Annotated in this window: 23 protein-coding genes; 11 read left to right on the top strand and 12 right to left on the bottom strand. The window is 70.0% G+C overall.

The window, feature by feature from the left end; genetic code table 11:
• Positions 1–11: 11 nt before the first annotated feature.
• Positions 12–1,187 (bottom strand): nicotinate phosphoribosyltransferase, encoded by a 1,176-nt coding sequence (gene pncB / locus HNQ70_RS04995; protein WP_183964876.1) that lies wholly within the window; start codon positions 1,185–1,187, stop codon positions 12–14.
• Positions 1,188–1,367: 180 nt separating this feature from the next.
• Between pncB and HNQ70_RS04990 the strand changes: the two genes are divergently transcribed.
• Complete coding sequence (locus HNQ70_RS04990) at positions 1,368–2,363, top strand: NAD(P)H-dependent flavin oxidoreductase (protein ID WP_183964874.1); 996 nt, start codon at positions 1,368–1,370, stop codon at positions 2,361–2,363.
• Between the two features lie 105 nt (positions 2,364–2,468).
• On the opposite strand, the gene HNQ70_RS04985 is transcribed toward HNQ70_RS04990, so the two are convergent.
• From HNQ70_RS04985 to HNQ70_RS04955, 7 genes are all read right to left on the bottom strand, one after another.
• Entirely contained in the window at positions 2,469–4,019 is a 1,551-nt protein-coding gene (locus tag HNQ70_RS04985; protein ID WP_183964872.1) for an AMP-binding protein, read from the bottom strand.
• Positions 4,020–4,171: 152 nt separating this feature from the next.
• Positions 4,172–5,722 (bottom strand): AMP-binding protein, encoded by a 1,551-nt coding sequence (locus tag HNQ70_RS04980; protein ID WP_183964870.1) that lies wholly within the window; start codon positions 5,720–5,722, stop codon positions 4,172–4,174.
• Positions 5,723–5,826: 104 nt separating this feature from the next.
• Positions 5,827–6,483 (bottom strand): TetR family transcriptional regulator, encoded by a 657-nt coding sequence (locus tag HNQ70_RS04975; protein WP_183964868.1) that lies wholly within the window; start codon positions 6,481–6,483, stop codon positions 5,827–5,829.
• Positions 6,483–7,232 (bottom strand): ABC transporter ATP-binding protein, encoded by a 750-nt coding sequence (locus HNQ70_RS04970; protein WP_183964866.1) that lies wholly within the window; start codon positions 7,230–7,232, stop codon positions 6,483–6,485. The genes HNQ70_RS04975 and HNQ70_RS04970 overlap by 1 nt, the downstream gene beginning before the upstream one ends.
• A complete protein-coding gene (locus tag HNQ70_RS04965) occupies positions 7,225–8,109 on the bottom strand; it encodes an ABC transporter ATP-binding protein (RefSeq protein ID WP_343060642.1) in 885 nt (294 codons plus the stop codon). Before HNQ70_RS04965 ends, HNQ70_RS04970 begins: the two co-directional genes overlap by 8 nt.
• Positions 8,106–10,016, bottom strand: a complete 1,911-nt coding sequence (locus tag HNQ70_RS04960) for an ABC transporter permease subunit (RefSeq protein ID WP_183964864.1) — start codon at positions 10,014–10,016, stop codon at positions 8,106–8,108. The genes HNQ70_RS04965 and HNQ70_RS04960 overlap by 4 nt, the downstream gene beginning before the upstream one ends.
• On the bottom strand, positions 10,013–11,209 hold the full coding sequence (locus HNQ70_RS04955; protein WP_183964862.1) for an ABC transporter substrate-binding protein: 1,197 nt from the start codon (positions 11,207–11,209) through the stop codon (positions 10,013–10,015). Before HNQ70_RS04955 ends, HNQ70_RS04960 begins: the two co-directional genes overlap by 4 nt.
• 185 nt (positions 11,210–11,394) lie before the next feature.
• Between HNQ70_RS04955 and fdxA the strand changes: the two genes are divergently transcribed.
• The 8 genes from fdxA to HNQ70_RS04915 all read left to right on the top strand — a co-directional run bounded on the left by fdxA (position 11,395) and on the right by HNQ70_RS04915 (position 17,501).
• On the top strand, positions 11,395–11,718 hold the full coding sequence (gene fdxA, locus HNQ70_RS04950; protein ID WP_183964860.1) for a ferredoxin FdxA: 324 nt from the start codon (positions 11,395–11,397) through the stop codon (positions 11,716–11,718).
• A gap of 151 nt (positions 11,719–11,869) precedes the next feature.
• Positions 11,870–13,150, top strand: a complete 1,281-nt coding sequence (locus HNQ70_RS04945; RefSeq protein ID WP_183964858.1) for a polyhydroxyalkanoate depolymerase — start codon at positions 11,870–11,872, stop codon at positions 13,148–13,150.
• Positions 13,151–13,169: 19 nt separating this feature from the next.
• Positions 13,170–13,907: an RnfABCDGE type electron transport complex subunit B gene (locus HNQ70_RS04940; RefSeq protein WP_183964856.1), complete on the top strand. Its 738-nt coding sequence runs from the start codon at positions 13,170–13,172 to the stop codon at positions 13,905–13,907.
• A gap of 13 nt (positions 13,908–13,920) precedes the next feature.
• On the top strand, positions 13,921–14,565 hold the full coding sequence (gene nth / locus HNQ70_RS04935; protein WP_183964854.1) for an endonuclease III: 645 nt from the start codon (positions 13,921–13,923) through the stop codon (positions 14,563–14,565).
• 8 nt (positions 14,566–14,573) lie between these two features.
• Positions 14,574–15,005: a DUF1841 family protein gene (locus HNQ70_RS04930; RefSeq protein WP_183964852.1), complete on the top strand. Its 432-nt coding sequence runs from the start codon at positions 14,574–14,576 to the stop codon at positions 15,003–15,005.
• An 84-nt stretch (positions 15,006–15,089) separates the two neighbouring features.
• Positions 15,090–15,725 carry a DUF47 domain-containing protein gene (locus HNQ70_RS04925; RefSeq protein WP_183964850.1) on the top strand — a complete coding sequence of 212 codons (636 nt, stop codon included), beginning with the start codon at positions 15,090–15,092 and terminating at the stop codon, positions 15,723–15,725.
• Between the two features lie 37 nt (positions 15,726–15,762).
• Positions 15,763–16,773, top strand: a complete 1,011-nt coding sequence (locus HNQ70_RS04920) for an inorganic phosphate transporter (RefSeq protein ID WP_183964848.1) — start codon at positions 15,763–15,765, stop codon at positions 16,771–16,773.
• A gap of 41 nt (positions 16,774–16,814) precedes the next feature.
• The gene (locus tag HNQ70_RS04915; RefSeq protein WP_183964846.1) at positions 16,815–17,501 is read left to right on the top strand and encodes a dienelactone hydrolase family protein; all 687 of its coding nucleotides are present in this window, start codon (positions 16,815–16,817) and stop codon (positions 17,499–17,501) included.
• Between the two features lie 94 nt (positions 17,502–17,595).
• Here the strand turns inward: HNQ70_RS04915 and HNQ70_RS04910 are convergent, their stop codons facing one another.
• Genes HNQ70_RS04910 through hemL form a run of 4 tightly spaced genes read right to left on the bottom strand, consistent with a single transcriptional unit; the run spans position 17,596 to position 21,468 of the window.
• A complete protein-coding gene (locus tag HNQ70_RS04910) occupies positions 17,596–18,402 on the bottom strand; it encodes an enoyl-CoA hydratase/isomerase family protein (RefSeq protein ID WP_183964844.1) in 807 nt (268 codons plus the stop codon).
• Complete coding sequence (locus HNQ70_RS04905; RefSeq protein WP_183964842.1) at positions 18,399–18,800, bottom strand: DUF423 domain-containing protein; 402 nt, start codon at positions 18,798–18,800, stop codon at positions 18,399–18,401. Before HNQ70_RS04905 ends, HNQ70_RS04910 begins: the two co-directional genes overlap by 4 nt.
• Positions 18,800–20,092, bottom strand: a complete 1,293-nt coding sequence (locus HNQ70_RS04900) for an MFS transporter (protein ID WP_183964840.1) — start codon at positions 20,090–20,092, stop codon at positions 18,800–18,802. The genes HNQ70_RS04905 and HNQ70_RS04900 overlap by 1 nt, the downstream gene beginning before the upstream one ends.
• 2 nt (positions 20,093–20,094) lie before the next feature.
• Positions 20,095–21,468, bottom strand: a complete 1,374-nt coding sequence (gene hemL / locus HNQ70_RS04895) for a glutamate-1-semialdehyde 2,1-aminomutase (RefSeq protein ID WP_425504330.1) — start codon at positions 21,466–21,468, stop codon at positions 20,095–20,097.
• On the opposite strand from hemL, the gene HNQ70_RS04890 reads away from it, so the two are divergent.
• Both HNQ70_RS04890 and HNQ70_RS04885 read left to right on the top strand, forming a co-directional pair.
• Positions 21,428–22,240 carry a crotonase/enoyl-CoA hydratase family protein gene (locus HNQ70_RS04890; RefSeq protein WP_183964835.1) on the top strand — a complete coding sequence of 271 codons (813 nt, stop codon included), beginning with the start codon at positions 21,428–21,430 and terminating at the stop codon, positions 22,238–22,240. The genes hemL and HNQ70_RS04890 overlap by 41 nt on opposite strands.
• A gap of 2 nt (positions 22,241–22,242) precedes the next feature.
• Positions 22,243–23,496 carry a threonine ammonia-lyase gene (locus tag HNQ70_RS04885; RefSeq protein ID WP_183964833.1) on the top strand — a complete coding sequence of 418 codons (1,254 nt, stop codon included), beginning with the start codon at positions 22,243–22,245 and terminating at the stop codon, positions 23,494–23,496.
• Positions 23,497–23,498: the final 2 nt, after the last annotated feature.

Here is a 23,498-nt window from a genome sequence, read left to right as displayed (position 1 = left end):
TCGGACGCCGCTCAGCTGCGGATCTCGAAGACCTGCCGCAGGTACTGCAGGTAGGCCTCGTCGTCGCACATGTTCTTGGACGGCGTGTCGGACAGCTTGGCCACCGGCTGGCCGTTGCAGCGGACCATCTTGATCACGATCTGCAGCGGCGTGTAGCCGAGGTCGTTGGTGAGGTTGGTGCCGACCCCGAAGGCGATTTTCGCGCGGTCGCGAAAGCGCATGAACAGCTCGATGGCAAGCGGGAAGGTGAGCGCATCGGAGAACACCAGGGTCTTGGTGCGCGGGTCGACGCGGTTGGCCTCGTAGTGGGCGATCAGCCGCTCGCCCCACTCGAAGGGGTCGCCGGAGTCGTGGCGCGCGCCGTCGAAGAGCTTGCAGAAATACAGGTCGAAGTCGCGCAGGAAGGCGTCCATCCCGAACACGTCGGCCAGCGCGATGCCCAGGTCGCCGCGATACTCGCGCGCCCACATCTCGAAGCCGAAGATCTGCGAGTCGCGCAGGCGCGGGCCGAGCGCCTGGCAGGCCTGCAGGTATTCGTGCGCCATGGTGCCCAGCGGCAGCACGCCGTGCTGCATCGCGTAGAGCACGTTGGAGGTGCCGGAGAAGTGGGCGCCGAGCTTCTTCTTGCACTCGAGGAGCACCTCCTCGTGCCACAGCCGCGAGAAGCGCCGGCGCGAGCCGTAGTCCGCGATGCGCAGCTCGGCGAGCTCCGGGTTGCCGGTGACCAGCGCGATCTTCTCATCGAGCCGGCGGCGTCCCTCCGCATAGTCCGGGATGCGCGCCGCGCGGCGGAACCAGACCTCGTTGACGATCGCCAGCAGCGGGATCTCGAACAGGATGGTGTGCAGCCACGGCCCGCGGATGAGGATGTCGATCTCGCCGTTGCCCTTCTCCGAGGGCGCGACGGTCACGTACTTCTTGTTCATCCTGAACAGGCCCAGGAAGTCGACGAAGTCGCTCTTGATGAAACGCAGGCTGCGCAGGTATTCGAGCTCGCGCTCGCGGAAGCGCAGCGTGCAGAGATGGTCGATCTCGTCGAGGATCTCGTCGATGCAGGGGACGAGATCCACCCCCTCGTTGCGGCACTTGAAGCGGTACTCGACCTGCGCGCCCGGGAAATGATGCAGCACGACCTGCATCATCGTGAACTTGTAGAGGTCGGTGTCGAGGAGCGAGTTGATGATCATCGTGTTCCGATTCTAACCGGGCGGATGGCCCCCGGCAGCGCGCGCCGGGCCAGTCCGCGGACCGCCGCCGGCGCGCGCGCTATAGTCGGCGCGCCATGGCCGGCGCGCGTGCCTGCTGCGTCACCGCGCGCGGCCGGAACCTCGCCCGCCCTCCCCCCGAACGCCGACCCGGAAGACCCGATGAACCCGCACCCCGCCCTGTCCGCCCCGCTGGCCGGATTCGCCCCGCGCCTGTCCCTGCCCCTGATCGCCGCGCCGATGTTCCTGGTTTCCGGCGTGGCCCTGGTCGCGGCGGCCTGCCGCGCGGGCGTGATCGGCTCCTTCCCCACCGCCAACTGCCGCAGCGTCGAGCAGCTGGATCAGTGGCTGGGCGAGATCCGCGCCGACCTCGACGCCTTCGAGCAGTCGGGCGGCCGCAGGGCGGCCCCCTTCGCGCCGAACCTGATCGTGCACCGCTCCAACACGCGGCTCGCTGACGACCTGGCCGCGGTGATCCGTCATCGCGCGGAGCTGGCGATCGTCAGCGTGGGATCGCCCGATCCGGTGATCGGCCCGCTGCACGACGCCGGCTGCAAGGTGCTGGTGGACGTGGCCTCGGTGCGTCATGCCGAGAAGGCGATCGCCGCGGGGGCCGACGGGCTGATCCTGCTCACCGCGGGCGCCGGCGGGCAGACCGGCTGGGCCAACCCGTTCGCGTTCGCCCGCGCGGTGCGCGCGCTGTGGGACGGCCCGATGGTGATGGCCGGCGGCATCTCCGACGGGCATGCGCTGTTCGCCGCGCGAGCGCTGGATTGCGACCTGGCCTACATGGGCACGCGCTTCATCGCCACCGAAGAGAGCATGGCGGCGCCCGCCTACAAGGGGATGCTGGTGGACTCGCGGCTGGACGACGTGCTGCTGACGCGGGCCTTCACCGGGCTGGAGACCAACATGCTGCGCCCGTCGATCGTGGCGGCCGGGCTGGATCCGGCGAACCTGCCGGTGCGCGGCTCGATCGACATCAGCAAGGACATCAGCGTCGAGGCCCGGGAGCAGCCGAACCCGAAGCGCTGGAAGGACATCTGGAGCGCCGGGCACACGGTGTCCGGCGTGCGCGAGGTGCTGCCGGTGGCGGAGCTGGTGGCGCAGACCCGCGCCGAGTACGCCGCGGCGGCGCGGCGCTTCGCCGCGCGCTGAGCGCTCCTCGCGGCGAAGGGCCGCGCCGCGAAGGACCGCGCCGGCGCCGCGCAGCGGCCATCGGCGCCGGGCAGCCGGAGCGCGCTGCGGCCCCGGCGTCAAGACTCAGAGAATGCGGCTCTTGTGCCCCGCCCAGTACTTGTCGCGCAGGCCCTTCTTGTAGAGCTTGCCGGTCGGCAGCCGCGGCAGCTCGTCGGTGAAGTCGATCGAGCGCGGCACCTTCTGGCGCGACAGATGCTCGGCGCAGAAGGCGATCAGCTCCTTCTCCAGCTCCGGCCCCGCCTCGACCCCTGGCATCGGCTGGATCACCGCCTTCACCTCTTCGCCCAGGTCTTCGTTGGGCACCCCGAACACCGCCGCGTCCGCCACCTTCGGGTGCGTGATCAGCAGGTTCTCGCACTCCTGCGGGTAGATGTTCACCCCGCCCGAGATGATCATGAAGGTGGAGCGGTCGGTCAGGTACAGGAAGCCGTCGTCGTCGACGTAGCCCACGTCGCCCACCGTGCTCATCGCGCCGTCGGCCGAGCGCGACTCCGCGGTGCGCGAGGCGTCGTTGTAGTACTCGAAGGGGCTGGCGGTCTTGAACCAGATCTCGCCCGGCACGCCCTTGGCCGAGGGCTTGCCTTCCTCGTCGAGAATGTGCAGGTCGCCCAGCAGCACGCGGCCGACCGAGCCCTTGTGCGCCAGCCACTCCGCGCTGTTGCACGCGGTGAAGCCCAGGCCTTCGGTGGCGCCATAGTATTCATGGATGATCGGTCCCCACCAGGCGATCATCTGCTCCTTGACCTGCACCGGGCACGGCGCCGCGGCATGCACCGCGATCTCCAGCGAGGACAGGTCGTGCTTGCGGCGCACGTCCTCGGGCAGCTTGAGCAAGCGGCTGAACATCGTCGGCACGAGCTGCGTGTGCGTCACCTTGTACTTCTCGACCAGCCGAAGGTAGTCCTCGGGGTCGAAGTGCTCCATGATCACCACGGTGCCGCCGTTGCGGATGGTCAGCCCCACCGCGGCCTGCGGCGCCGAGTGGTAAAGCGGCGCCGGCGACAGGTAGGTCATGCCTTCCCGGTAATGCCAGAGCTTGTTCAGGAAGTGGAAGAGCGGCAGCGGCTCCGACGGCGGGTTCTCCGGCAGCGGGCGCACGATGCCCTTGGGCCGGCCGGTGGTGCCCGACGAGTACAGCATCGGCGTGCCGAGTGACTCGTCGGCGATCGGCGTGCCCGGGTACTTCGACACCGCCTGCACGTAGTCGACGAAGGGGCCGTCGTCGCCGGCGCCGTCGACGATCAGGCACAGCTTCACGTCCGGGCAGTGCTTGAGGGCCTCCAGCGCCACGTCGCGTCGCGAGCGCGAGGTGATCAGCGCCTTCGACTCGCTGTTGTTCAGGATGTAGGCGAGCTCGTCGGCCTTCAGGTAGGAGTTGACGCAGGTGTAGTACAGGCCGGAACGCTCGCCCGCCCCGCAGGTCTCGAGATAGCGGTCGTTGTTCTCCATGAAGATGGAGTAGTGGTCGAGGCGCTTGAGCCCATGCGCGCGCAGCAGGTGCGCGAGGCGGTTGGTGCGGGCGTCGAATTCGGCGTAGCTGACCGCTTCGCCGGTGGAGGCCATGATGAAGGCCGGCTCGTTTGCGCGTTCCTGCGCGTACTTTCCTGCGTACATTGAGCGGATCCTGCCTGGTTAAGTTGGGTGGATTGCGCGGCGACGATAGCATGCGCCAGCCGCGGTTTTCGACCCACCCGCCCCCGCTTTCGATGCTGCGCCGCCGCATTCCGCGGCGCGGCGCGCACGGGCGCCGGGCCCGCCTTGCTCGCTTACAGGATGCGGCTTTTGTGCCCTGCCCAGTACTTGTCGCGCAGGCCCTTCTTGTAGAGCTTGCCGGTCGGCAGCCGCGGCAGCTCGTCGGTGAAGTCGATCGAGCGCGGCACCTTCTGGCGCGACAGATGTTCGGCGCAGAAGGCGATCAGCTCCTTCTCCAGCTCCGGCCCGGACTCAACGCCGGGCATCGGCTGGATCACTGCCTTCACCTCTTCGCCCAGGTCTTCGTTGGGCACCCCGAACACCGCCGCGTCCGCCACCTTCGGGTGCGTGATCAGCAGGTTCTCGCACTCCTGCGGGTAGATGTTCACCCCGCCCGAGATGATCATGAAGGTGGAGCGGTCGGTCAGGTACAGGAAGCCGTCGTCGTCGACGTAGCCCACGTCGCCCACCGTGCTCATCGCGCCGTCGGCCGAGCGCGACTCCGCGGTGCGCGACGCGTCGTTGTAGTACTCGAAGGGGCTGGCGGTCTTGAACCAGATCTCGCCCGGCACGCCCTTGGCCGAGGGCTTGCCTTCCTCGTCGAGAATGTGCAGGTCGCCCAGCAGCACGCGGCCCACGGTCCCCCTGTGGGCCAGCCACTCCTCGCTGTTGCAGGCGGTGTAGCCCAGGCCTTCGGTGGCCGAGTAGTACTCGTGGATGACCGGGCCCCACCAGGCGATCATCTGTTCCTTCACCTGCACCGGGCAGGGCGCGGCGGCGTGGACCACGAACTGCAGCGAGGACAGGTCGTACCTGCTGCGCACCTCCCCGGGCAGCTTGAGCATCCGGCTGAACATCGTCGGCACGAGCTGGCTGTGCGTCACCCGGTGCTTCTCGACGAGGGCGAGGTACTGCTCCGGGTCGAAGCGCTCCATCAGGATCGCCGTGCCGCCGTTGCGGATGGTGAGCCCGACAGCGCCCTGCGGCGCCGAGTGGTACAGCGGCGCGGGCGACAGGTAGATCATGTCCTCGCGGCACTGCCAGGCGTTGGCGAGGAAGTCCCACAGCGGCAGCGGCCTCGACGGCGGGTTCTCCGGCAGCGGGCGCAGGATGCCCTTGGGCCGGCCGGTGGTGCCCGACGAGTACAGCATCGCCGTGCCGAGCGACTCGTCGGCGATCGGGGTGGCCGGAAGCTTCGACACCGCCTGCACGTAGTCGACGAAGGGGCCGTCGTCGCCGGCGCCGTCGACGATCAGGCACAGCTTCACGTTCGGACACTGCTTGAGGGCCTCCAGCGCCACGTCGCGGGTGACGCCCGAGGCGATCAGCGCCTTCGACTCGCTGTTGTTCAGGATGTAGGCGAGCTCGTCGGCCTTCAGGTAGGAGTTGACGCAGGTGTAGTACAGCCCGGAGCGCTCCCCCGCGCAGCAGGTCTCGAGGTAGCGGGCGTTGTTCTCCATGAAGATGGAGTAGTGGTCGAGGCGCTTGAGCCCATGCGCGCGCAGCAGATGCGCGAGGCGGTTGCTGCGCGCGTCGAGTTCCGCGTAGCTGACGGTCTCGCCGGTCGAGGCCATGATGAACGCCGGTTTGTCCGGACGCTGCTGCGCATGCATTCCCGTGTACATCGATGCTCCGTGCGGCGGTGGTGGTCCGGTTCGACGTTATCACGCAGGTCCGGCGCAGCGGATCGTCGGCCGCGCCATTCCCGAAACTCGTCGATGCGCCCGCCTCAGGCCTGCCCGGCCGCCGCGCGCTCCGGGAAGTCGGGACGGACGAAGCGCATGATCATCTCCTCGCTGCTGCGCCAGTGCGCCTCGAGGCGCGCCGGCTCGCGCAGCCCGCGGCCGAGCACCGCGGACAGCGTGTAGCTGTTGGAGAGGTAGAAGTAGCCGAGACCTGCGATGGCGACGTAGAGCTCGGCGGCGTCGATGCCAGCGCGAAAGATGCCGCTGCGCTCGCCTCGCGCGAGCAGCCCGCGCAGCAGCTCGACCACCGGCGACACCAGCTCGGGCAGGCGCGCGGAACGGTGCAGCTGGCGCGCGCGCTGCAGGTTCTCCGCGTTCACCAGCCCGATGAACTCCGGGTGCTCCAGGTAGTAGCGCCAGACGAAGCGGCAGAAGACGGACAGCGCTGCCGCCGGTTCCAAACCGTCGAGGTCGAGCGAGCGCTCGGCCTGCCGCAGCGACACGTAGACATGCTCGAGGGCCTCACGATAGAGCCCCTCCTTGCTGCCGAAGTAGTAGTAGACCATGCGCTCGCTGGAGCGGGCCCGCTGCGCGATGCGCTCGCCGCGCGCGCCCGCCAGGCCGTAGCGGGCGAACTCGCTCACCGCCGCTTCCAGGATGCGCGCGCGGGTGGCCTCGGCGTCGCGGACTCTGGTCGCCATCAGAGCGCCAGGTAGCGGCCGCGGACGTCCTCGTCCGCGTCGAGCATGGCCATGCTCCCGGCGAAGCGCACCTGCCCCTTCTCGAGGACATAGGCGCGATCCGAAACCGCGGCGGCAAACGGCAGGTTCTGTTCGGAGAGCAGCACCGAGAGCCCCTCCTGCTTCAGCGCTCCGATCACGTCGGCCATCTGCTCGACGATCAGCGGGGCGACCCCCTCGGAGGGTTCGTCGAGCAGCACCAGCCGCGGGTTGCCCATCAGCGTGCGCGCCACGCTGAGCATCTGCTGCTCGCCGCCACTCATGCGTCCGCCCGGCCGATCGGGCATCTCGCGCAGGTTCGGGAACAGGTCGAAGATCTTCGCCACCGTCCATTCGGGCGCATCCTCGCGCGGCGGCCTGCGCCCCACCTCGAGGTTCTCCAGCACCGTGAGGTCGGTGAAGATGCGCCGGTCCTCGGGCACCCAGCCGACGCCGAGCCGGCTGATGCGGAAGGGATCGAGACCGAGCAGCTCGCGGCCGTCGAGCCGCACGCTGCCCCGGCTGCGCTCGAGCAGCCCCATGATCGCCTTCATCGTGGTCGACTTGCCGGCGCCGTTGCGCCCCATCAGCGCAACCACCTCGCCGCGGCCGACCTCGAGGCCGAGGTCGAACAGCACCTGGGCGCGGCCGTAGAAGGCGTGCAGGCCCTGCACCTGGAGCAGGGGCGGCGCTGCGGCGGAGAGCGGCACGGAAACGCGGGGGTCAGGCATGGGCGTCGCGCCGCAGACCGAGCAGCCTGCCGCTGCCGAAGTAGACCTCGGCGACTGCCGGATCCTCGCGAATGAGCTGCGGCGGCCCCTCGGCGATCAGCCGTCCCCGCGCCAGCACGATCACGCGGTCCGCGTGCGCGAAGACCACGTCCATGCTGTGCTCGGTGAACAGGACCCCGATGCCGCGCTCGACGGACAGGCTGCGAGTGAGCTCCATCAGCGCGCCGCGCTCGCCGGGAGCCATTCCCGCAGTGGGCTCGTCCATCAGCAGCAGCCGGGGCCGGTTGGCCAGCGCCACTGCCAGCTCGACGGTCTTGAGGTCGCCATAGGCCAGGGTGCCGCAGGGCTCGTTGGCACGCTGCGCCAGCCCCACCTGATCGAGCAGCGCCATCGCCTCGTCCCGGTGGCACGCGGCCGCGCGCCGCCAGAACGAGAACAGCCCTCGCTCGCGCGAGATCAGCGCCATCTGCACGTTCTCGAGCACGGTCATCGAGCCGTAGGTGGCTGCCACCTGGAAGGTGCGGCCCACGCCCAGCCGCCAGATCTCGCGCGGCCTGCGCCCGGCGATGTCGACGCCGGCGAGCAGGATGCGGCCCCGGTCCGGCGCCAGCTGGCCGTTGATCATGTTGAAGCAGGTGGACTTGCCCGCGCCGTTGGGGCCGATCAGCGCGAGCAGCTCGCCGGCGCGCAGCTCGAAGCCGACGCCGTCGACCGCCTGCACGCCGCCGAAGGCCTTGCTCAGATCCTGTACGCTCAGCAGCGGCGCGGCGTCGCCCGTCCGCTCGGCTGTGCGCTCGGCTGCGCCCACCGACCCGGCTTCCATCACCGGCCCGGCGTCCCCCACCGGCGCGGGCGCCGCACCCCGGGCGCGGCTCACGTGCGGCTCCCCTGGATCGGGCTCACGCGATCGCGCAGCCGCGCGCCGAGCGCCAGCAGCCCGCCGACGATGCCCTGCGGGAAGGCAATCACCAGCAGCAGCACCAGCGCTCCGAGCAGCGCGCGCCAGTACTCGGTGGCCCGCATCACCCAGTCCTGCAGCCAGACGAACACCGATGCGCCGACCACCGGTCCGGCGAGGGTCTGCACGCCGCCCAGCAGCACCATGACCAGGCCGTCGATCGAGCGGCCGACGGAGATCGCCTCGGGCGAGATGGAACCCTTGGCGAACGCGAACAGCGCGCCGGCGAGCCCGCAGAAGAGGCCGGCCACCATGAAGGCCACCCACTGCACCCGCGCCACGTCGATTCCGGTGGCCTCGGCGCGCAGCGGCGCATCGCGCGCGGCGCGCATCGCGTAGCCGAACGGCGAGAACAGCATGCGCCGCAGCGCCCACACCCCGGCGGCCGCCAGCGCCAGCGTCAGCCAGTACCAGGCGGCGCGCGAGCCGAGACGCTCCGAGGGCCAGATGCCGATCAGCCCGTTGCTGCCGCCGGTGAAGTCGTCCCACTGGAAGGCCACCGACCAGACGATCTGCGCGAAGGCCAGCGTCAGCATCGCGAGGTAGACGCCGGCCAGGCGCACGGCGAACCAGCCGAACAGCGCGGCGCCGCCCAGCGCCAGCAGCGGGCCGAGCGCCAGCGCGAGCTCCATCGGCAGCTGCCACCGCAACAGCAGCAGCCCCGCGCCGTAGGCGCCGAGCCCGAAGTAGGCGGCGTGCCCGAACGAGTGCATTCCGCCCGGACCCATGATGAAGTGGAGGCTCGCAGCGAACAGCGCTGCGATCAGCATGTCCACCAGCAGCACGGTGGCGTAGGGGAAGCGCTCGGCGCCCAGCGGCACCAGTGCAAGCACCAGCAGCAGGCCCCACACCCAGCGGCCGGCGGCGCGGCCCATCGGGCGCAGCGGCGGCTCGACGGCGCCGGGGCCGCGCGCCACCGCCTGCGCTCGCCCAAGCAGCCCCCATGGGCGCCAGACCAGCACCGCCGCCATCACCAGGAACTCGACGACCAGGGTGAGCTTGGAGAACGCCACCGTGACGCCGAACAGCGTGACCGTGCCGATGCCGTAGCAGAGCGCCTTGACGGTGGCGATGAGCAGCGCGGCCAGGTAGGCGCCGGTGATGCTGCCCATGCCGCCGACCACCACGACGACGAAAGCCTCGCCGATCACGGCAAGGTCGATCGCGAGGTTCGCAGGTTCTCGCGGCAGCTGCAGCGCGCCGCCCAGCGCGGCCAGCCCCGAGCCCAGCGCGAAGATGCCGGTGAACAGCCAGGCCTGGTTCACGCCCAGCGCGCCCACCATTTCGCGGTCCTGGGTGGCAGCGCGGATCAGCACGCCGGCCCGCGTGCGGTGCAGGATCAGCCAGAGCAGCCCAAGCACCGCCGGCCCCACCGCGATCAGGAACAGGTCGTACGCCGGGAAGGCACGACCGAGGATCTCCACCGCGCCCTTCATTCCCGGCGCCCGCGGTCCGAGCAGGTCCTCCGGCCCCCAGAGGGCCAGGGCGGCGTCGCGCAGCAGCAGCACCACGGCGAAGGTGGCCAGCAGCTGGAAGAGCTCGGGAGCGTGGTAGACGCGGCGCAGCACCAGCATCTCGACGGCCGCGCCCAGCGCCGCCACCGCCAGCGCGGCCAGCGCAACCGAGCCCCAGAAGCCCAGCGGCCCTGCGCCGAAGCGCTCGGTCAGCGAGTACGCAAGATACAGCCCGAGCATGTACATCGAGCCGTGCGCGAAATTGACGATGCGCGTGACGCCGAAGATCAGCGAAAGCCCGGCCGCCAGCAGGAACAGCGTGGAGGCCCCTGCGAGGCCGTTGAGCAGCTGTGAGACGAGCCCGGAGATCACTGCTGCGGGCGCAGCTTGAGCACCTCCGCGTCCGGGGGCAGCACGCTTGCGCCGTCGACGTAGCGGAATCCGGTCATCACCCCGCGGCCCTCGCTCAGTGCGGTACGGCCGACGAAGGCGCCCATGGTGGCCTGGTGATCCGAGGCCCGGTAGGACACGCGGCCGAAGGGCGTGTCAACCTCCACACCGCGGAAGGCCTCGACCAGCTTCTCGGTGTCGACGCTGCCCGCCCGGCGCACCGCGGCGGCGATCGACATCATCGACGAATAGCCCACCACCGAGCCGAGCCGCGGGTACTCCTTCCAGCGGCGCTGGTAGGCCTCGAGGAACTTCGCGTGCGCAGGCGTGTCGATCGAGTACCAGGGATAGCCGGTGACCAGCCAGCCGATCGGCGCCTCGTCGCGCAGCGGATCGAGGTACTCCGGCTCGCCCGACAGCAGCGAGACCACGGCGCGATCCCTGAAGAGCCCGCGGGTATTGCCCTCGCGGACGAATTTGGCGAGGTCCGCCGCGAACAGCACGTTGAAGATGGCATCCGGCTTCGCGTCGGCGAGCGCCTGCACGACCGGGCCGGCGTCGATGCGCCCGAGCGCCGGCGCCTGCTCGGCGACGAACTCGACGTCCGGCTGTGCCGCCTTGAGCATCTTGCGGAAGGTTTCCGCGGCGGACTGGCCGTATTCGTAGTTGGGATAGACGATCGCCCAGCGCTTCTTGCGCAGCTTGGCGGCCTCGGGCACCAGCATCGCCACCTGCATGTAGGTGGAGGGCCGCAGCCTGAAGGTGTAGCGATTGCCGTTCTGCCAGGTGATCTTGTCGGTGAGCGGCTCTGCGGCGAGGAACAGCACCTTGCGCTGGCGGGCGAAGTCGGTGACCGCCAGGCCCGTGTTGGACAGGAAAGTGCCGAAGATCAGTGACGCGCGCTCGCGGGAAACCAGTTCCTCGGCGACGCGGACCGCGTCGCCCGGATTGGCGTTGTCGTCGCGCGAGATCACCTCGACCCTGCGGCCGAGCAGGCCGCCGGCCGCGTTGATCTCCTCGAGCGCGAGCTGCCAGCCCTGGCGGTAGGGCTCGAGGAAGGCCGGCTGGGCCTTGTAGCTGTTGAGCTCGCCGATGCGCAGCGTGCCCTGGGCGGCGGCGGAGGTGCAAAACGCGAGGCTGGCGAACAGCGCCGCCGCGGCGATCCGGAAGTTCATCGTTGGGGTCCTCTGGCGGGCGGGCGGCGAGCAGGCCGCTGTGGACCGGGCCGCGGGCTGATGAAGTGAAGTTCGAAGGATGTACTACGGACGTACGAAACGTTTTATGAAGTGTCTACTTCATTATTGGTCGAAAAGGTACGCCACGGTAGAATCCGCGTCAATCCTGAAGGACACCTACCACCATGACCCACGTCGTTCTCGACTCCTGCATCCGCTGCAAGTACACCGACTGCGTAGACGTCTGTCCGGTCGACTGCTTCCGGGAAGGACCGAACATGCTCGTCATCGATCCGGACGAGTGCATCGACTGTGCGGTGTGCATTCCAGAGTGCCCGGTGGAGGCGATCGTCGCCGAGGAGGATGTGCCCAAGTCGCAGCAGCAGTTCATCGAGCTGAACGCCGAACTGGCCAAGGAGTGGCCCAGCATCACGCGCACCAAGGAGCCGCTGCCGGACGCCGACGACTGGAAGGACGCGAAGAGCAAGCTGGACCAGCTGCAGCGCTGACCGGCCTTGCGGTCCGCCCGCCGCAGCGGGTCCGAATTCCCTGAATCGCGCAGGTTTCCTTCGGGATTGATGCCGATTGTGCATCGCGTCATGCAGCCGTAAACTGAACGCTTAATCCGCCAGTCCGGTGGCATCACAGGAATTCCGAACCATGCTCTACGAAATGCGCGAAGCCCAACGGGCCGTGCTCACCCCGCTGTCCGATTGGGCGGGCTCGATGAGCAAGCTCTACGTGAACCCCTACAGCCCCTTGTCGATGCTGCCATTCGCGCGGCGCGCGTCGGCCGGCTTCGAGCTGCTGCACCGGCTGGGCAAGGAATACGAGAAGCCTGAATTCGGCATCCGCACCACGGTCATCGAGGGCCAGGAAGTGACGGTGGCCGAGCGCATCGAACTCTCGCGGCCCTTCTGCCGGCTGCTCAAGTTCGACCGCATGCTGCCCAAGGCGCTCTCCCAGCACCACGACGACCCCAAGATCCTGGTGTTCGCACCGCTGTCGGGCCACCATGCCACGCTGCTGCGCGATACCGTGCGGGCGCTGCTGCCCGACCATGAGGTCTACATCACCGACTGGATCGACGCCCGGATGGTGCCGATGGCGCACGGCGCCTTCCACCTGGACGACTACATCGGCTATGCGATCGAGTTCATCCGGCATCTCGGGCCCGACGTCCACCTGCTCTCGGTCTGCCAGCCCACGGTGCCGGTGCTCGCCGCCGTCTCGCTGATGGCCACGCTCAAGGACGACAACCAGCCGCTCTCCATGACCATGATGGGCGGGCCGATCGACACGCGCGAGAGCCCCACCGAAGTCAACAACCTGGCCACGACCCGCAGCCACGCCTGGTTCGAGAACAACGTCATCCACACGGTGCCGGCCAAGTATCCAGGGGTGGGCAGACGCGTCTACCCGGGCTTTCTGCAGCACGCCGGCTTCGTCGCGATGAACCCGGACCGCCACCTGAACTCCCATTGGGACTACTACCAGGACCTGGTGCGCGGAATCGACGGCGATGCCGAGGAGCACCGCAAGTTCTACGACGAGTACAACGCGGTGCTCGACATGCCGGCCGAGTACTACCTGGACACGATCGGCACGGTCTTCCAGGACCACCTGCTGCCCCGCGGTCTGTGGGACGTGCGCTACCAGGGCCGCACCATCCGCGTGGCTCCCGAGGACATCCGGGGCACCGCGCTGTTCACGATCGAGGGCGAGCTCGACGACATCTCCGGCTCAGGCCAGACCCGCGCCGCCCACGCGCTGTGCAGCAACATCCCCGCCGAGCATCGCCAGCACCTCACCGCACCTCGGGTGGGTCACTACGGCATCTTCAGCGGCCGGCGCTGGCGCGAGAGCATCTGTCCGCAGGTTGGCGAGTTCATCCGCGCGCACCCGCAGCGGATCGGCCGCCACCTGAGCGCGGCAGCCTGAGGGCCGCGACCCTGCAGGCATGACCGGAGCGCTCGCCGACCGCATCGACGCGATCCTTCCGCAGACCCAGTGCACCAAGTGCGGGTACGAGGGCTGCCGGCCCTACGCGGAAGCGATCGCCGCCGGCGAGGCTGCGATCAACCGCTGCCCGCCCGGCGGCGCACTGGGGATCGCCAAGCTGGCGGCGCTGACCGGCGCCGTCCCGGCGCCGCTCGACGCCGACTGCGGCAGCGAAGGTCCGCTGCAGGTTGCCCGGATCGACGCTTCGCTGTGCATCGGCTGCACCAAGTGCATCGCGGCCTGCCCGGTTGACGCGATCATCGGCGCCGCCCGGCGCATGCACACCGTGGCCGAGGCGCTGTGCAGCGGATGCGATCTGTGCGTGCCTGCCTGCCCGGTGGACTGCATCTCGATGGCGCCGCCCAGGCGCCGGGCCACGCTCTGGAGCGCCGGGGACGCGGCCGCCGCGCGCGAGCGCTTCGAGCGCCGCCGCGCGCGACTGCAGTCCGACAGCATCGAACAGGACCGCAGGCTGGAACGCCACGCAGTGGCTCCGGCGGCCACCGCGGGTCAAGCCGACAAGGGCGCCCGGCCGGACGAAGGCGTCCGTGCCGACGAGGGCGAGCGCCCGGCCGCAGGCGTCCAGGCTGTGAAAGGCGCTGCGCCTGCCCGATTCGACGGCGACCGGCGCCGGGCGCTGATCGACGCCGCGGTGCGCCGCGCGCGCGAGCGCCTCGCGGCTGGCGCACCCCGCTGAGCGCGCCACCGGAATGAACGCAGGCAAGCGCCACGAGATCTTCGCGCGGCTGCGCGCGTTGAACCCCGAGCCGACCACCGAGCTCGAGTACGGCACGCCATTCGAGCTGCTGGCAGCGGTGCTGCTGTCCGCCCAGGCCACCGACCGCGGCGTCAACGAGGCCACACGGCGCCTGTTCCCGGTGGCCAGCACCCCCGCGGCGATCCTGGCGCTCGGCGTCGAGGGCCTGGAGCAGTACATCCGCACCATTGGTCTGTATCGGTCCAAGGCACGCCACCTGGTGGAGACCTGCCGTCTGCTGGTCGAGCACCACGACGGCGAGGTGCCGCGCACGCGCGAAGCCCTCGAGGCATTACCCGGCGTCGGACGCAAGACCGCCAACGTGGTGCTGAACACCGCCTTCGGCGAGCCGACGATCGCGGTCGACACCCACATCTTCAGGGTCTCGAACCGCACGCGCATCGCCCAGGGGCGCAATCCGCTCGAGGTCGAGCAGCGGCTGCTGCGCAACGTGCCGGCCGAGTTCCGGCGCGACGCGCACCACTGGCTGATCCTGCACGGGCGCTACATCTGCAAGGCCAGGCGGCCGGAGTGCTGGCGCTGCCCGATCGCCGACCTCTGCGAGCACCCCGACAAGACCCCGCCACCCCGGAGCTGAGCCAGACCATGTTCGATCCCTCCCAGGCCGACGTCCGCCGCTTCTTCTGCGGCGCCTGGCGCAAGCACCGCGCAGCCGAGGTGCTGACGCCGCTGGAGGCGATGGCGCTCGACTGGATCCTCGAGCACCCGGAGTACCACGAGGACCTGGCCGACGTGGAGCGCGCGCTGGCCGCCGACTACGGCGGCGACGCCGGGCGCACCAACCCCTTCCTGCACCTGTCGATGCACCTGGCGATCTCCGAGCAGTTGTCGATCGACCACCCCACGGGAATCCGGGCCGCGCACGAGGCGCTGGCGCATCGGCACGGTTCGGCGCACGCTGCTGCCCACGAGATCATGGAATGCCTGGGCGAAACGGTGTGGCGCGCCCAGCGCGAGCGTACGCAGCCCGACGGACAAGCCTACCTGGACTGCATCCGCCGACGGGCGCGCGGCTGAATCCAGCCGCCCCCGACAGCGATTCTCAGTGCATATCTGTTACCCTTCGCCCGCCTTCAACGGTCCAACCCCGAGACATCGCTCATGTTCGGCAGCCTGATGCCCCGCGAGGGCAAGTTCTTCAACCTCTTCGACCAGCACGCCGCCCATATCGCGGCGGGCAGCCGCGCGCTCGCGTCGCTGATGTCGAACTACGCCAATCTGGAGTTGCGCCAGGCGGGCATCGACGAGATCGACCGCGAGGAGAAGAATGCCGACCGCATCACGCACGAGACGGTGCACCTGCTGCACAAGACCTTCATCACTCCGCTCGACCGCGACAGCATCCACCAGCTGATCACGCGGATGGACGACATCCTCGACCTGATCCAGGACGTGGCGGAGTCGGCGATGCTCTACGACCTCCAGCGCATCACCCCGGAGGCGCAGCAGCTTGCCGACCTCAACCAGATGTGCTGCGAGCGCGTGCAGGCGGCGGTGGGCATGCTCTCGGACATGGAGAACGCCGAGGCCATCCTGAAGGTCTGCGGCGAGATCGACCAGCTCGAGTCCGACGCGGACCGGGTGATGCGCTCGGCGATGTCCAGGCTGTTCCGCGACGAGAGCGACGTGCGCCAGCTGATCAAGCTCAAGGCGATCTACGAGCTGCTCGAAGCCGTCTCGGACAAGTGCGAGGACGTCGCCAACATCATCGAGAGCGTCGTGCTCGAGAACGCCTGACGGCGCCCAGACGGACATCGAGCGGAATACGGGGCGCATGAGCGAGCTGCAGATCACCTTCGCGATGCTGGCAATGCTGGTCGGACTGGCGCTGCTCTTCGACTTCATGAACGGCTTCCACGACGCGGCGAATTCGATCGCCACCGTGGTGTCGACCGGCGTGCTCAAGCCCTACCAGGCAGTCGTCTGGGCGGCCTTCTTCAACTTCGTGGCGATCTTCATCTTCCAGCTGAAGGTGGCGGGCACCGTCGGCAAGGGCATCGTCGACCCCTCCGTGGTCGACCAGTACGTGATCTTCGGCGCGCTGATGGGCGCGATCGCCTGGAACGTGATCACCTGGTACTACGGCATCCCGTCGAGCTCGTCGCACGCGCTGATCGGCGGCATGATCGGCGCCACCATCGCCAAGGCCGGCACCGGGGCGCTGGTGGCCAGCGGCATCCTCAAGACGGCGGTGTTCATCCTGGTCTCGCCGCTGCTTGGCTTCGTGCTCGGCGCGATGCTGATGATCGCGGTGTCATGGATATTCTTCAAGGCGACGCCCCGCGGCACCGACCGCTGGTTCCGGCGCCTGCAGCTGCTGTCCTCGGCGATGTACAGCCTGGGCCACGGCAGCAACGACGCGCAGAAGACGATGGGAATCATCTGGCTGCTGCTGATCGCCGCCGGAGTCAGCTCGGCCCAGGACGCGCTGCCGCCGACCTGGGTCATCGTGTCCTGCTACGTGGCGATCGCCGCGGGCACGATGTTCGGCGGCTGGCGCATCGTCAAGACCATGGGCCAGAAGATCACCAAGCTCAAGCCGGTCGGCGGGTTCTGCGCCGAGACCGGCGGCGCGGTCACGCTCTTCCTCGCATCCGCCTTCGGCATCCCGGTCTCCACCACCCACACCATCACCGGCTCGATCGTCGGGGTCGGAGCCTCGCAGAAGATCTCGGCGGTGCGCTGGGGCGTGGCCAGCAACATCGTCTGGGCCTGGGTGCTCACGATCCCCGCGTCGGCGCTGATGGCCGCCATCGCCTGGTGGATCGGCACCCGGATCCTCTAGATCAGCTCCGGAACAGCCTGGACGGCCGAGGAATCCGATCGATGCAGAACCGCGAACAGCTCTGGCTCGAACTGCCGCCGATGTCCCCCGAGGCCCCGCGGCGCCTGCTCGTGTTCCTGCACGGCGCGGGCTCGAGCCCGGAGGCCTTCGCACCGGTGGCGCTGGCCTGGCAGCTGAAGTTTCCCGGCGCCCAGGCGGCGATCCTGCAGGGCCCGGAGGCCCACCCGGGAGGCGCCGCCCACGACTGGTTCGACACCCGGGCGGTGGCTGCCGACCGCGCCGAACGCGCCGCCCTTGCCGCGGCGCGGCTCGCGCAGCGCGTGGCAGTGCTGCAGCAGTCGACTGGAGTGGATGCGGAGCGCACCGTGCTGGTCGGCTTCTCGCAGGGCGCCACCGTGGCGCTGGAGATGGTGCGCAACCGGCCCGGGCTGGCGGCAATCGTCGTCGCCTACGCGGGGCGGCTGGCGCGCCCGATCCGCAGCGGCGAGCGCCTGGACGCCACCGTCCACCTGCTGCACGGCGAATTCGACAGCCTGGTGCCCGTGGTGCACGCCCACCAGGCTCTGCGCGCGCTGCACGCGAGCGGCACCGAGGCCACGCTGGACATCGTCGCCGACAGCGGCCACGTGATCGATCAGCAGCTGATCATTCTCGGCACCACGCGAGTGATGCAGACGGTGTTCCGCGGCCGGCGCCGCGCTGCGGGCGACGGCCGAACCCTGCACTGAGGACCGCGCCCGGCCGGAGGGCCCGCCGGACAACGGCAGACCGGCGAGGCCGGGCCCGCCGTCCATGCCGGATCGGCGGCCTGGTCGCCTCGCCTCAGCGCCCCTCGAAGCGCGGCTCGCGGCGCTCTGCGAACGCGCGCATGCCCTCCTTGGTGTCCTCGGACTGCGCCAGCGGCAGCAGCTGCAGGTAGACGTGGTGGACATGGTCCTGGAAGGTCTCGTTCCAGCCCATGCGCATCATCCGCTTGGAGGCCTGGACGGCCAGCGGGGCGTTGGCTGCGATCTCGAGGGCAAGCTCGCGCGCCCGCGCGGCCAGCGCATCGGCGGCCACCACCTCGGAGGCCAGCCCCCATTCGACGCACTCCTGCGCCGTCAGGGTGCGGCCGGTGAAGATCAGCTGCGCCGCCTTCGACCAGCCGATCATCCGCGGCAGCAGCCAGGTGCTGCCGGACTCGGGCAGCACGCCGCGCTTGCAGAAGGCCGCGGCGAGCTTGGCCGGCTCGGCCATGATCCGGATGTCGCAGCCCAGCGCGAGGTCCATGCCGTAACCGGCAGCCCCGCCATTGACCGCGCAGATCACCGGCTTGTCCATCGCGTGCAGCACGGTGGGCGGGGTGTTGCGCAGATCGAGCGTGGGCCGCACCGCGCCGCCGCTCAGGATGCCGGTGTCCCTGCCCTGCGCCATCGCGGTGACGTCCAGGCCGGCACAGAAGGCGCGTCCGGCCCCGGTGAGGATCACGCAGCGCACCTCGCGGTCCTCGTCGGCACGCACCAGCGCGGCGGTGAGCGCATCGAGCATCGTGCGCGAGATGGTGTTCATCCGCTGGGCGGCGTTCAGCGTGATCGTCGCGACGCGCTCGCTGACTTCGTACAGGACTTCGTCGGATGCTGCCTGGGTCATGTCGTCTCCTCGTGTGAAAACCTGGTGCGCCCCCTGCCCCAGGGCGCCGACGCGAGGCAGGCCCAGCCGGCGATGAAGGCCAGCCCCCCGAAGGGCGTGACCGCGCCGAGGCCGCGCGCGCCGGTCAGCGCAAGCAGGTAGAGGCTGCCGCTGAACAGCAGCGTGCCGGCGACGAACAGCCAGCCGGCGGCGCGCACCCGCGGCCCGGGCCAGCGCGTTGCCGCCCCGGCCACCGCCAGCAGGGCGAACGCGTGGTACATCTGGTAGCGGGCGCCTGTCTCGAAGACGACGAGCAGGTCCGGTGCAACGATGGCCCGCAGCCCATGCGCCCCGAAGGCGCCGGCAGCGACCCCGAACAGCGCGGACAGCGCGCCCGCTGCGAAGAAGCCGCGCTCCATCAGGCAGGCGCCGGCCGGCGCGCCGTCAGCGGCCGCTGGTCGATCGGCGCGTGCATCACTGCAGCGAACAGGCCGAAGGCAATCACCATCGCCCAGGCCCAGTCGTAGGAACCGGTGGTGTCGAAGATGCGCCCGCCCAGCCAGGCGCCCAGGAAGCTGCCGATCTGGTGGCCAAGGAAGATCACTCCGCCGAGCAGCCCCAGGTGGCGCACGCCCCAGATCTGGCCGACCAGCGCGTTGGTGATCGGCACCGTCGACAGCCATAGCAGGCCGGTGACCGCACTGAACACGTACACCGACCAGGCGCTCAGCGGCAGCAGCAGGAAGATCGAGATGACGATCGAGCGCGCGATGTAGATCGACGCGAGCAGCCATTTCTTGGACATCCGCTGGCCGAGCACACCGGCCGAGAACGCGCCGATCACGTTGAACAGTCCGATCAGCGCCACCGCGTTGGCGCCGATCTGTGCCGGCATGCCCTTGTCCATCAGGTAGGCGGGCAGGTGCAGCGCCAGGAACACGACCTGCAGCCCGCAGACGAAGTAGCCCCAGAACAGCAGGTGGAAGCTGCGGTCGCCGAGCGCGCCGCGCATCGCGGCGCCCATGCGCTCGCCGGGCGCGACCGGACCCGCCAGCGGCACGTCGCCGCGCACGCCCAGCGCGAGCAGCAGGATCAGCGCGACCAGGCCAGCATGCACCAGCAGCGCCGCCTGCCAGCCGATGGCCGACAGCAGCACGCCGGTCAGCGGCAGGAACAGGAACTGGCCGAACGAGCCTGCGGCCACGCCGATGCCGAAGGCCAGGCTGCGCTTCTCGGGCGGCACCACCTTGCCCAGGGTGGCCAGGATGATGCCGAAGCTGGTGCCGCCGATGGCCACGCCCATCAGCATGCCGGCGGTCAGCGACAGGGTGAGACCGCTCTCGGCCCAGGCCATGCCGAAGAAGCCCGCGACGTAGAGCAGCGCCCCGAACAGCAGCGTGCGCATCGATCCGAAGCGGTCGGCCATCGCGCCCAGCAAAGAGCCGCCCAGCCCCCACATCAGGTTCTGCAGCGCGATCGCCAGCGAGAAGGTCTCGCGCGACCAGCCGCGCGCCTGCGTCATCTCGGGCATGAACAGCCCGAACGAGGAGCGCGCGCCCGTCGAGATCACCAGGATCGCGCAGCCGAACAGCAGCACCGGCAGCCAGCCGCCGTCCGGCTGCGGCGCGCCCTGCGCAGGCGAGGCACCCGGAGCACCCGCCGCGCCGCCCCTGCCCGCAGGCGGGTCCGCCCGCTGATCAGCGCCCGCCATGTTCAGGCCACCGCGGCCAGCGCCCGGTGCGCGGCGTCGATGGTCGCGTCGATCTCTGCGTCGCCGTGGGCACCGGAGAAGAAGAAGGCCTCGACCGGCGACGGCGGCAGATAGACGCCGGCGTCGAGCATCAGGTGATAGAAGCGCTTGAAGCGCTCGACGTCCTGGCTCTGCACCTCCTCGAAGAAGCGCGGCGGCGAAGCGAGCATGTAGCAGCCCGCCATCGCACCCTCCGACTGCGCGCAGAAGGCCACGCCCGCAACCCGCGCAGCCTCGTTGAGCCCGGCCACCAGCCGCGCGCAGCGCCGGGACACCTCGTCGAAGAAGCCCGGTTCGGAGATCAGCTCGAGCGTGGCCAGCCCGGCGGCCATCGCCAGCGGGTTCCCGGACAGGGTGCCCGCCTGGTAGACCGGGCCCAGCGGCGCCATCATGTCCATGATGCGCGCAGGACCCGCGACCGCGCCGACCGGCATGCCGCCGCCGATCACCTTGCCGAAGGCGGAGAGGTCGGGCGTGACGCCCAGCACCTGCTGGGCGCCGCCGAGCGCGACCCTGAAGCCGGTCATCACCTCGTCGAAGATCAGCAGCGCGCCATGCTGCGTGCACAGCCGGCGCAGGCCTTCGTGGAAGCCAGGCTCGGGGAGGATCAGGTTCATGTTGCCGGCGATCGGCTCGACGATCACGCAGGCGATCTCGTCCGGATGCTGCACGAAGAAGGCTTCGACGCTGGCCAGGTCGTTGAAGCGCGCCACCAGCGTATGGCGCACCACGTCCTCGGGCACGCCTGCGGAACTGGGGGTGCCGAAGGCGAGCGCCCCGGAACCTGCCTTGACCAGCAGGCTGTCGGCGGTGCCGTGGTAGCAGCCCTCGAACTTCACGATCTTCGTGCGGCCCGTGTAGCCGCGCGCCAGCCGCAGCGCCGACATCGCGGACTCGGTGCCCGAGCTGGTGAAGCGCACCCGCTCCACCTGCGGGAACAGCGCGCAGATGCGCTCGGCGAGCTCGGACTCCAGGACATTGGGCGCGCCGTAGGACAGGCCGCGCCCCGCGGCCTCGCGCACCGCAGCCACCACCTTCGGGTGCGAATGACCGACGATCATCGGCCCCCAGGAACCGAGATAGTCGATGTAGCGCCGGCCCTCGACGTCCCACATGTAGGCGCCCTCGGCGCGGGCGATGAAGCGGGGCGTGCCGCCCACGGCGCGGAAGGCCCGCACCGCGGAGTTGACCCCGCCGACGAGCACCCGCTGGGCGCGTTCGAATTCCTGCGTGTTGTCGAGCATGGCGATGGCGATCCTGCTAAGTTGTGCGGAGTCTAAACGATCACAGGAACCCATGACCGCCATGAGCCAGGCTCCCGCCGACACCGGCCGCATCACCGCAGAGCGCGACGGCCACGTCCTCGTCATCACGCTCGACCGTCCCGAGAAATTCAACGGCTTCACTCCCGAGATGTCAGTGCAGCTCGCCGAGGCCTACACGCTGCTGGAGGACGACCCTGAGCTGCGGGTGGGCGTGGTTCGCGCCAACGGCAAACACTTCACCGCCGGGCTCGACCTGCCCCGCTGGGCCGACATCATGAAGGCCGGCAAGCCGCTGGCCTCGTCCGAGCTGGTCGACCCCTTCGACCTGAGGCCCGAGCGGCGCCGGCGCACCAAGCCGGTGGTGTCGGCGGTCAAGGGCATCTGCTTCACTGCGGGAATCGAGCTGATGCTCGCGGGCGACATCGTGGTGGCCGCCGACGACTGCCGCTTCAGCCAGCTCGAGGTCAAGCGTGGCATCTTCGCCACCGGCGGCGCCACGGTGCGCATGGCCGACCGTGCCGGCGTCGGCAACGCGATGCTCTACCTGCTCACCGGCGACGAGTTCGACTCTGCCACCGCCTTCCGGCTGGGCTTCGTGCAGAAGGTGGTGCCCGTCGGTTCGGAGTTCGACGAGGCGATGGCGATCGCGCAGCGGATCGCCGCGGTCGCGCCGCTGGCGGTGCGCGAGACCATCCGCAGCGTGCGCCTGGGCGTCGAGCATGGCCCCGCCGCCGCGATCGCGGAGTTCGACGAACGCCAGGCGATCCTGGCCGCCAGCGAGGACGCGGCCGAGGGCGTGCGCTCCTTCGTCGAGCGCCGGCCGCCGAAGTTCACCGGACGCTGAACATGGGCGCGGATGCGGTCGTGGCGGGCGACGTGCTCGCCGCGCACGAACGCATCCGCGGCCAGGTTTCGGACACCCCCTTCCTGCACTCGCGCACGCTGTCGGCGATCGCCGGCTGCGAGCTTTACCTGAAGTTCGAGAACCTGCAGTTCACCGCCTCGTTCAAGGAACGCGGCGCGCTGAACCGCCTGCTGGCGCTGGACGCCGGCGAGTGCGCCCGCGGCGTCATCGCGGTCTCGGCCGGCAACCACGCGCAGGGCGTCGCCTGGCATGCGCAGCGGCTGGGAATACCAGCCACCATCGTGATGCCCCGCTTCGCGCCCTTCGTGAAGGTGGAGAACACCGAGGCGCTCGGCGCCGAGGTTCTGCTCGCAGGCGAGACCTTCGAGCAGGCGCGCCAGGCCATGCTGCGGCTCGCCGACCAGCGCGGCCTGACGGTGATCCACCCCTACGACGATCCGCTCACGGTGGCCGGCCAGGGCACCGTCGCGCTCGAAATGCTCGAGACCGGCCCCCAGCCGGAGCTGCTGGTGGTGCCGGTCGGCGGCGGCGGGCTGATCGCCGGGATGGCGGTGGCGGCGCGGCACCTGCGCCCGGACATCGGCATCGTCGGCGTGCAGGCCGAGCTCTATCCGGCCGCCTGGCGCGCGCTGCGCGAGGCGCGCGGCGAAGCCCTGCCGTCCGATGCCCCGCTGTCCGGCGGACCCACGATCGCCGACGGCATCGCCGTCGAGCGGCCGGGCGAGCTGACGATGGCGCTGATCCGGCGCCACGTCGACGAGATCCGGCTGGTGTCGGAGGCGCGGCTGGAGCAGGCCGTGGTGACGCTGCTGGAGATCGAGAAGAGCGTCGTCGAGGGCGCGGGAGCTGCCGGCCTTGCGGCGGTGCTCGACGACCCCGCGCGCTTCGCGGGCCGCCGGGTGGGGCTGGTGCTCAGCGGCGGCAACATCGACCCGCTGACCCTGGCCGATGCGATCCAGCGGCAGATGGTGCGCACCCGTCGGCTTGCGCGGCTGCGGATCGGCGCCCGCGACGCCCCCGGCGCGCTGGCCGCGATCGCGACCGTGCTCGGCGCGCAGGGCGCCAACATCGTCGAGGTGAATCACCAGCGTGCGTTCGCCGCGCTGCCGGTGCACCATACGCGCATCGAGGTGACGGTCAGCACCCGCGGTCCGGCGCACCTGGCGCGCGTGGTGCAGGCCCTGCACGATGCGGGGTTCGACTGCGCCGATGTCGATGAAAGCAATTCCGGTTGAGG

The sequence above is a fragment of the Quisquiliibacterium transsilvanicum genome (genome assembly GCF_014202215.1).
Taxonomy (GTDB): Bacteria; Pseudomonadota; Gammaproteobacteria; order Burkholderiales; family Burkholderiaceae_E; genus Quisquiliibacterium; species Quisquiliibacterium transsilvanicum.
This window is presented reverse-complemented; position numbering and strand designations above follow the sequence as displayed.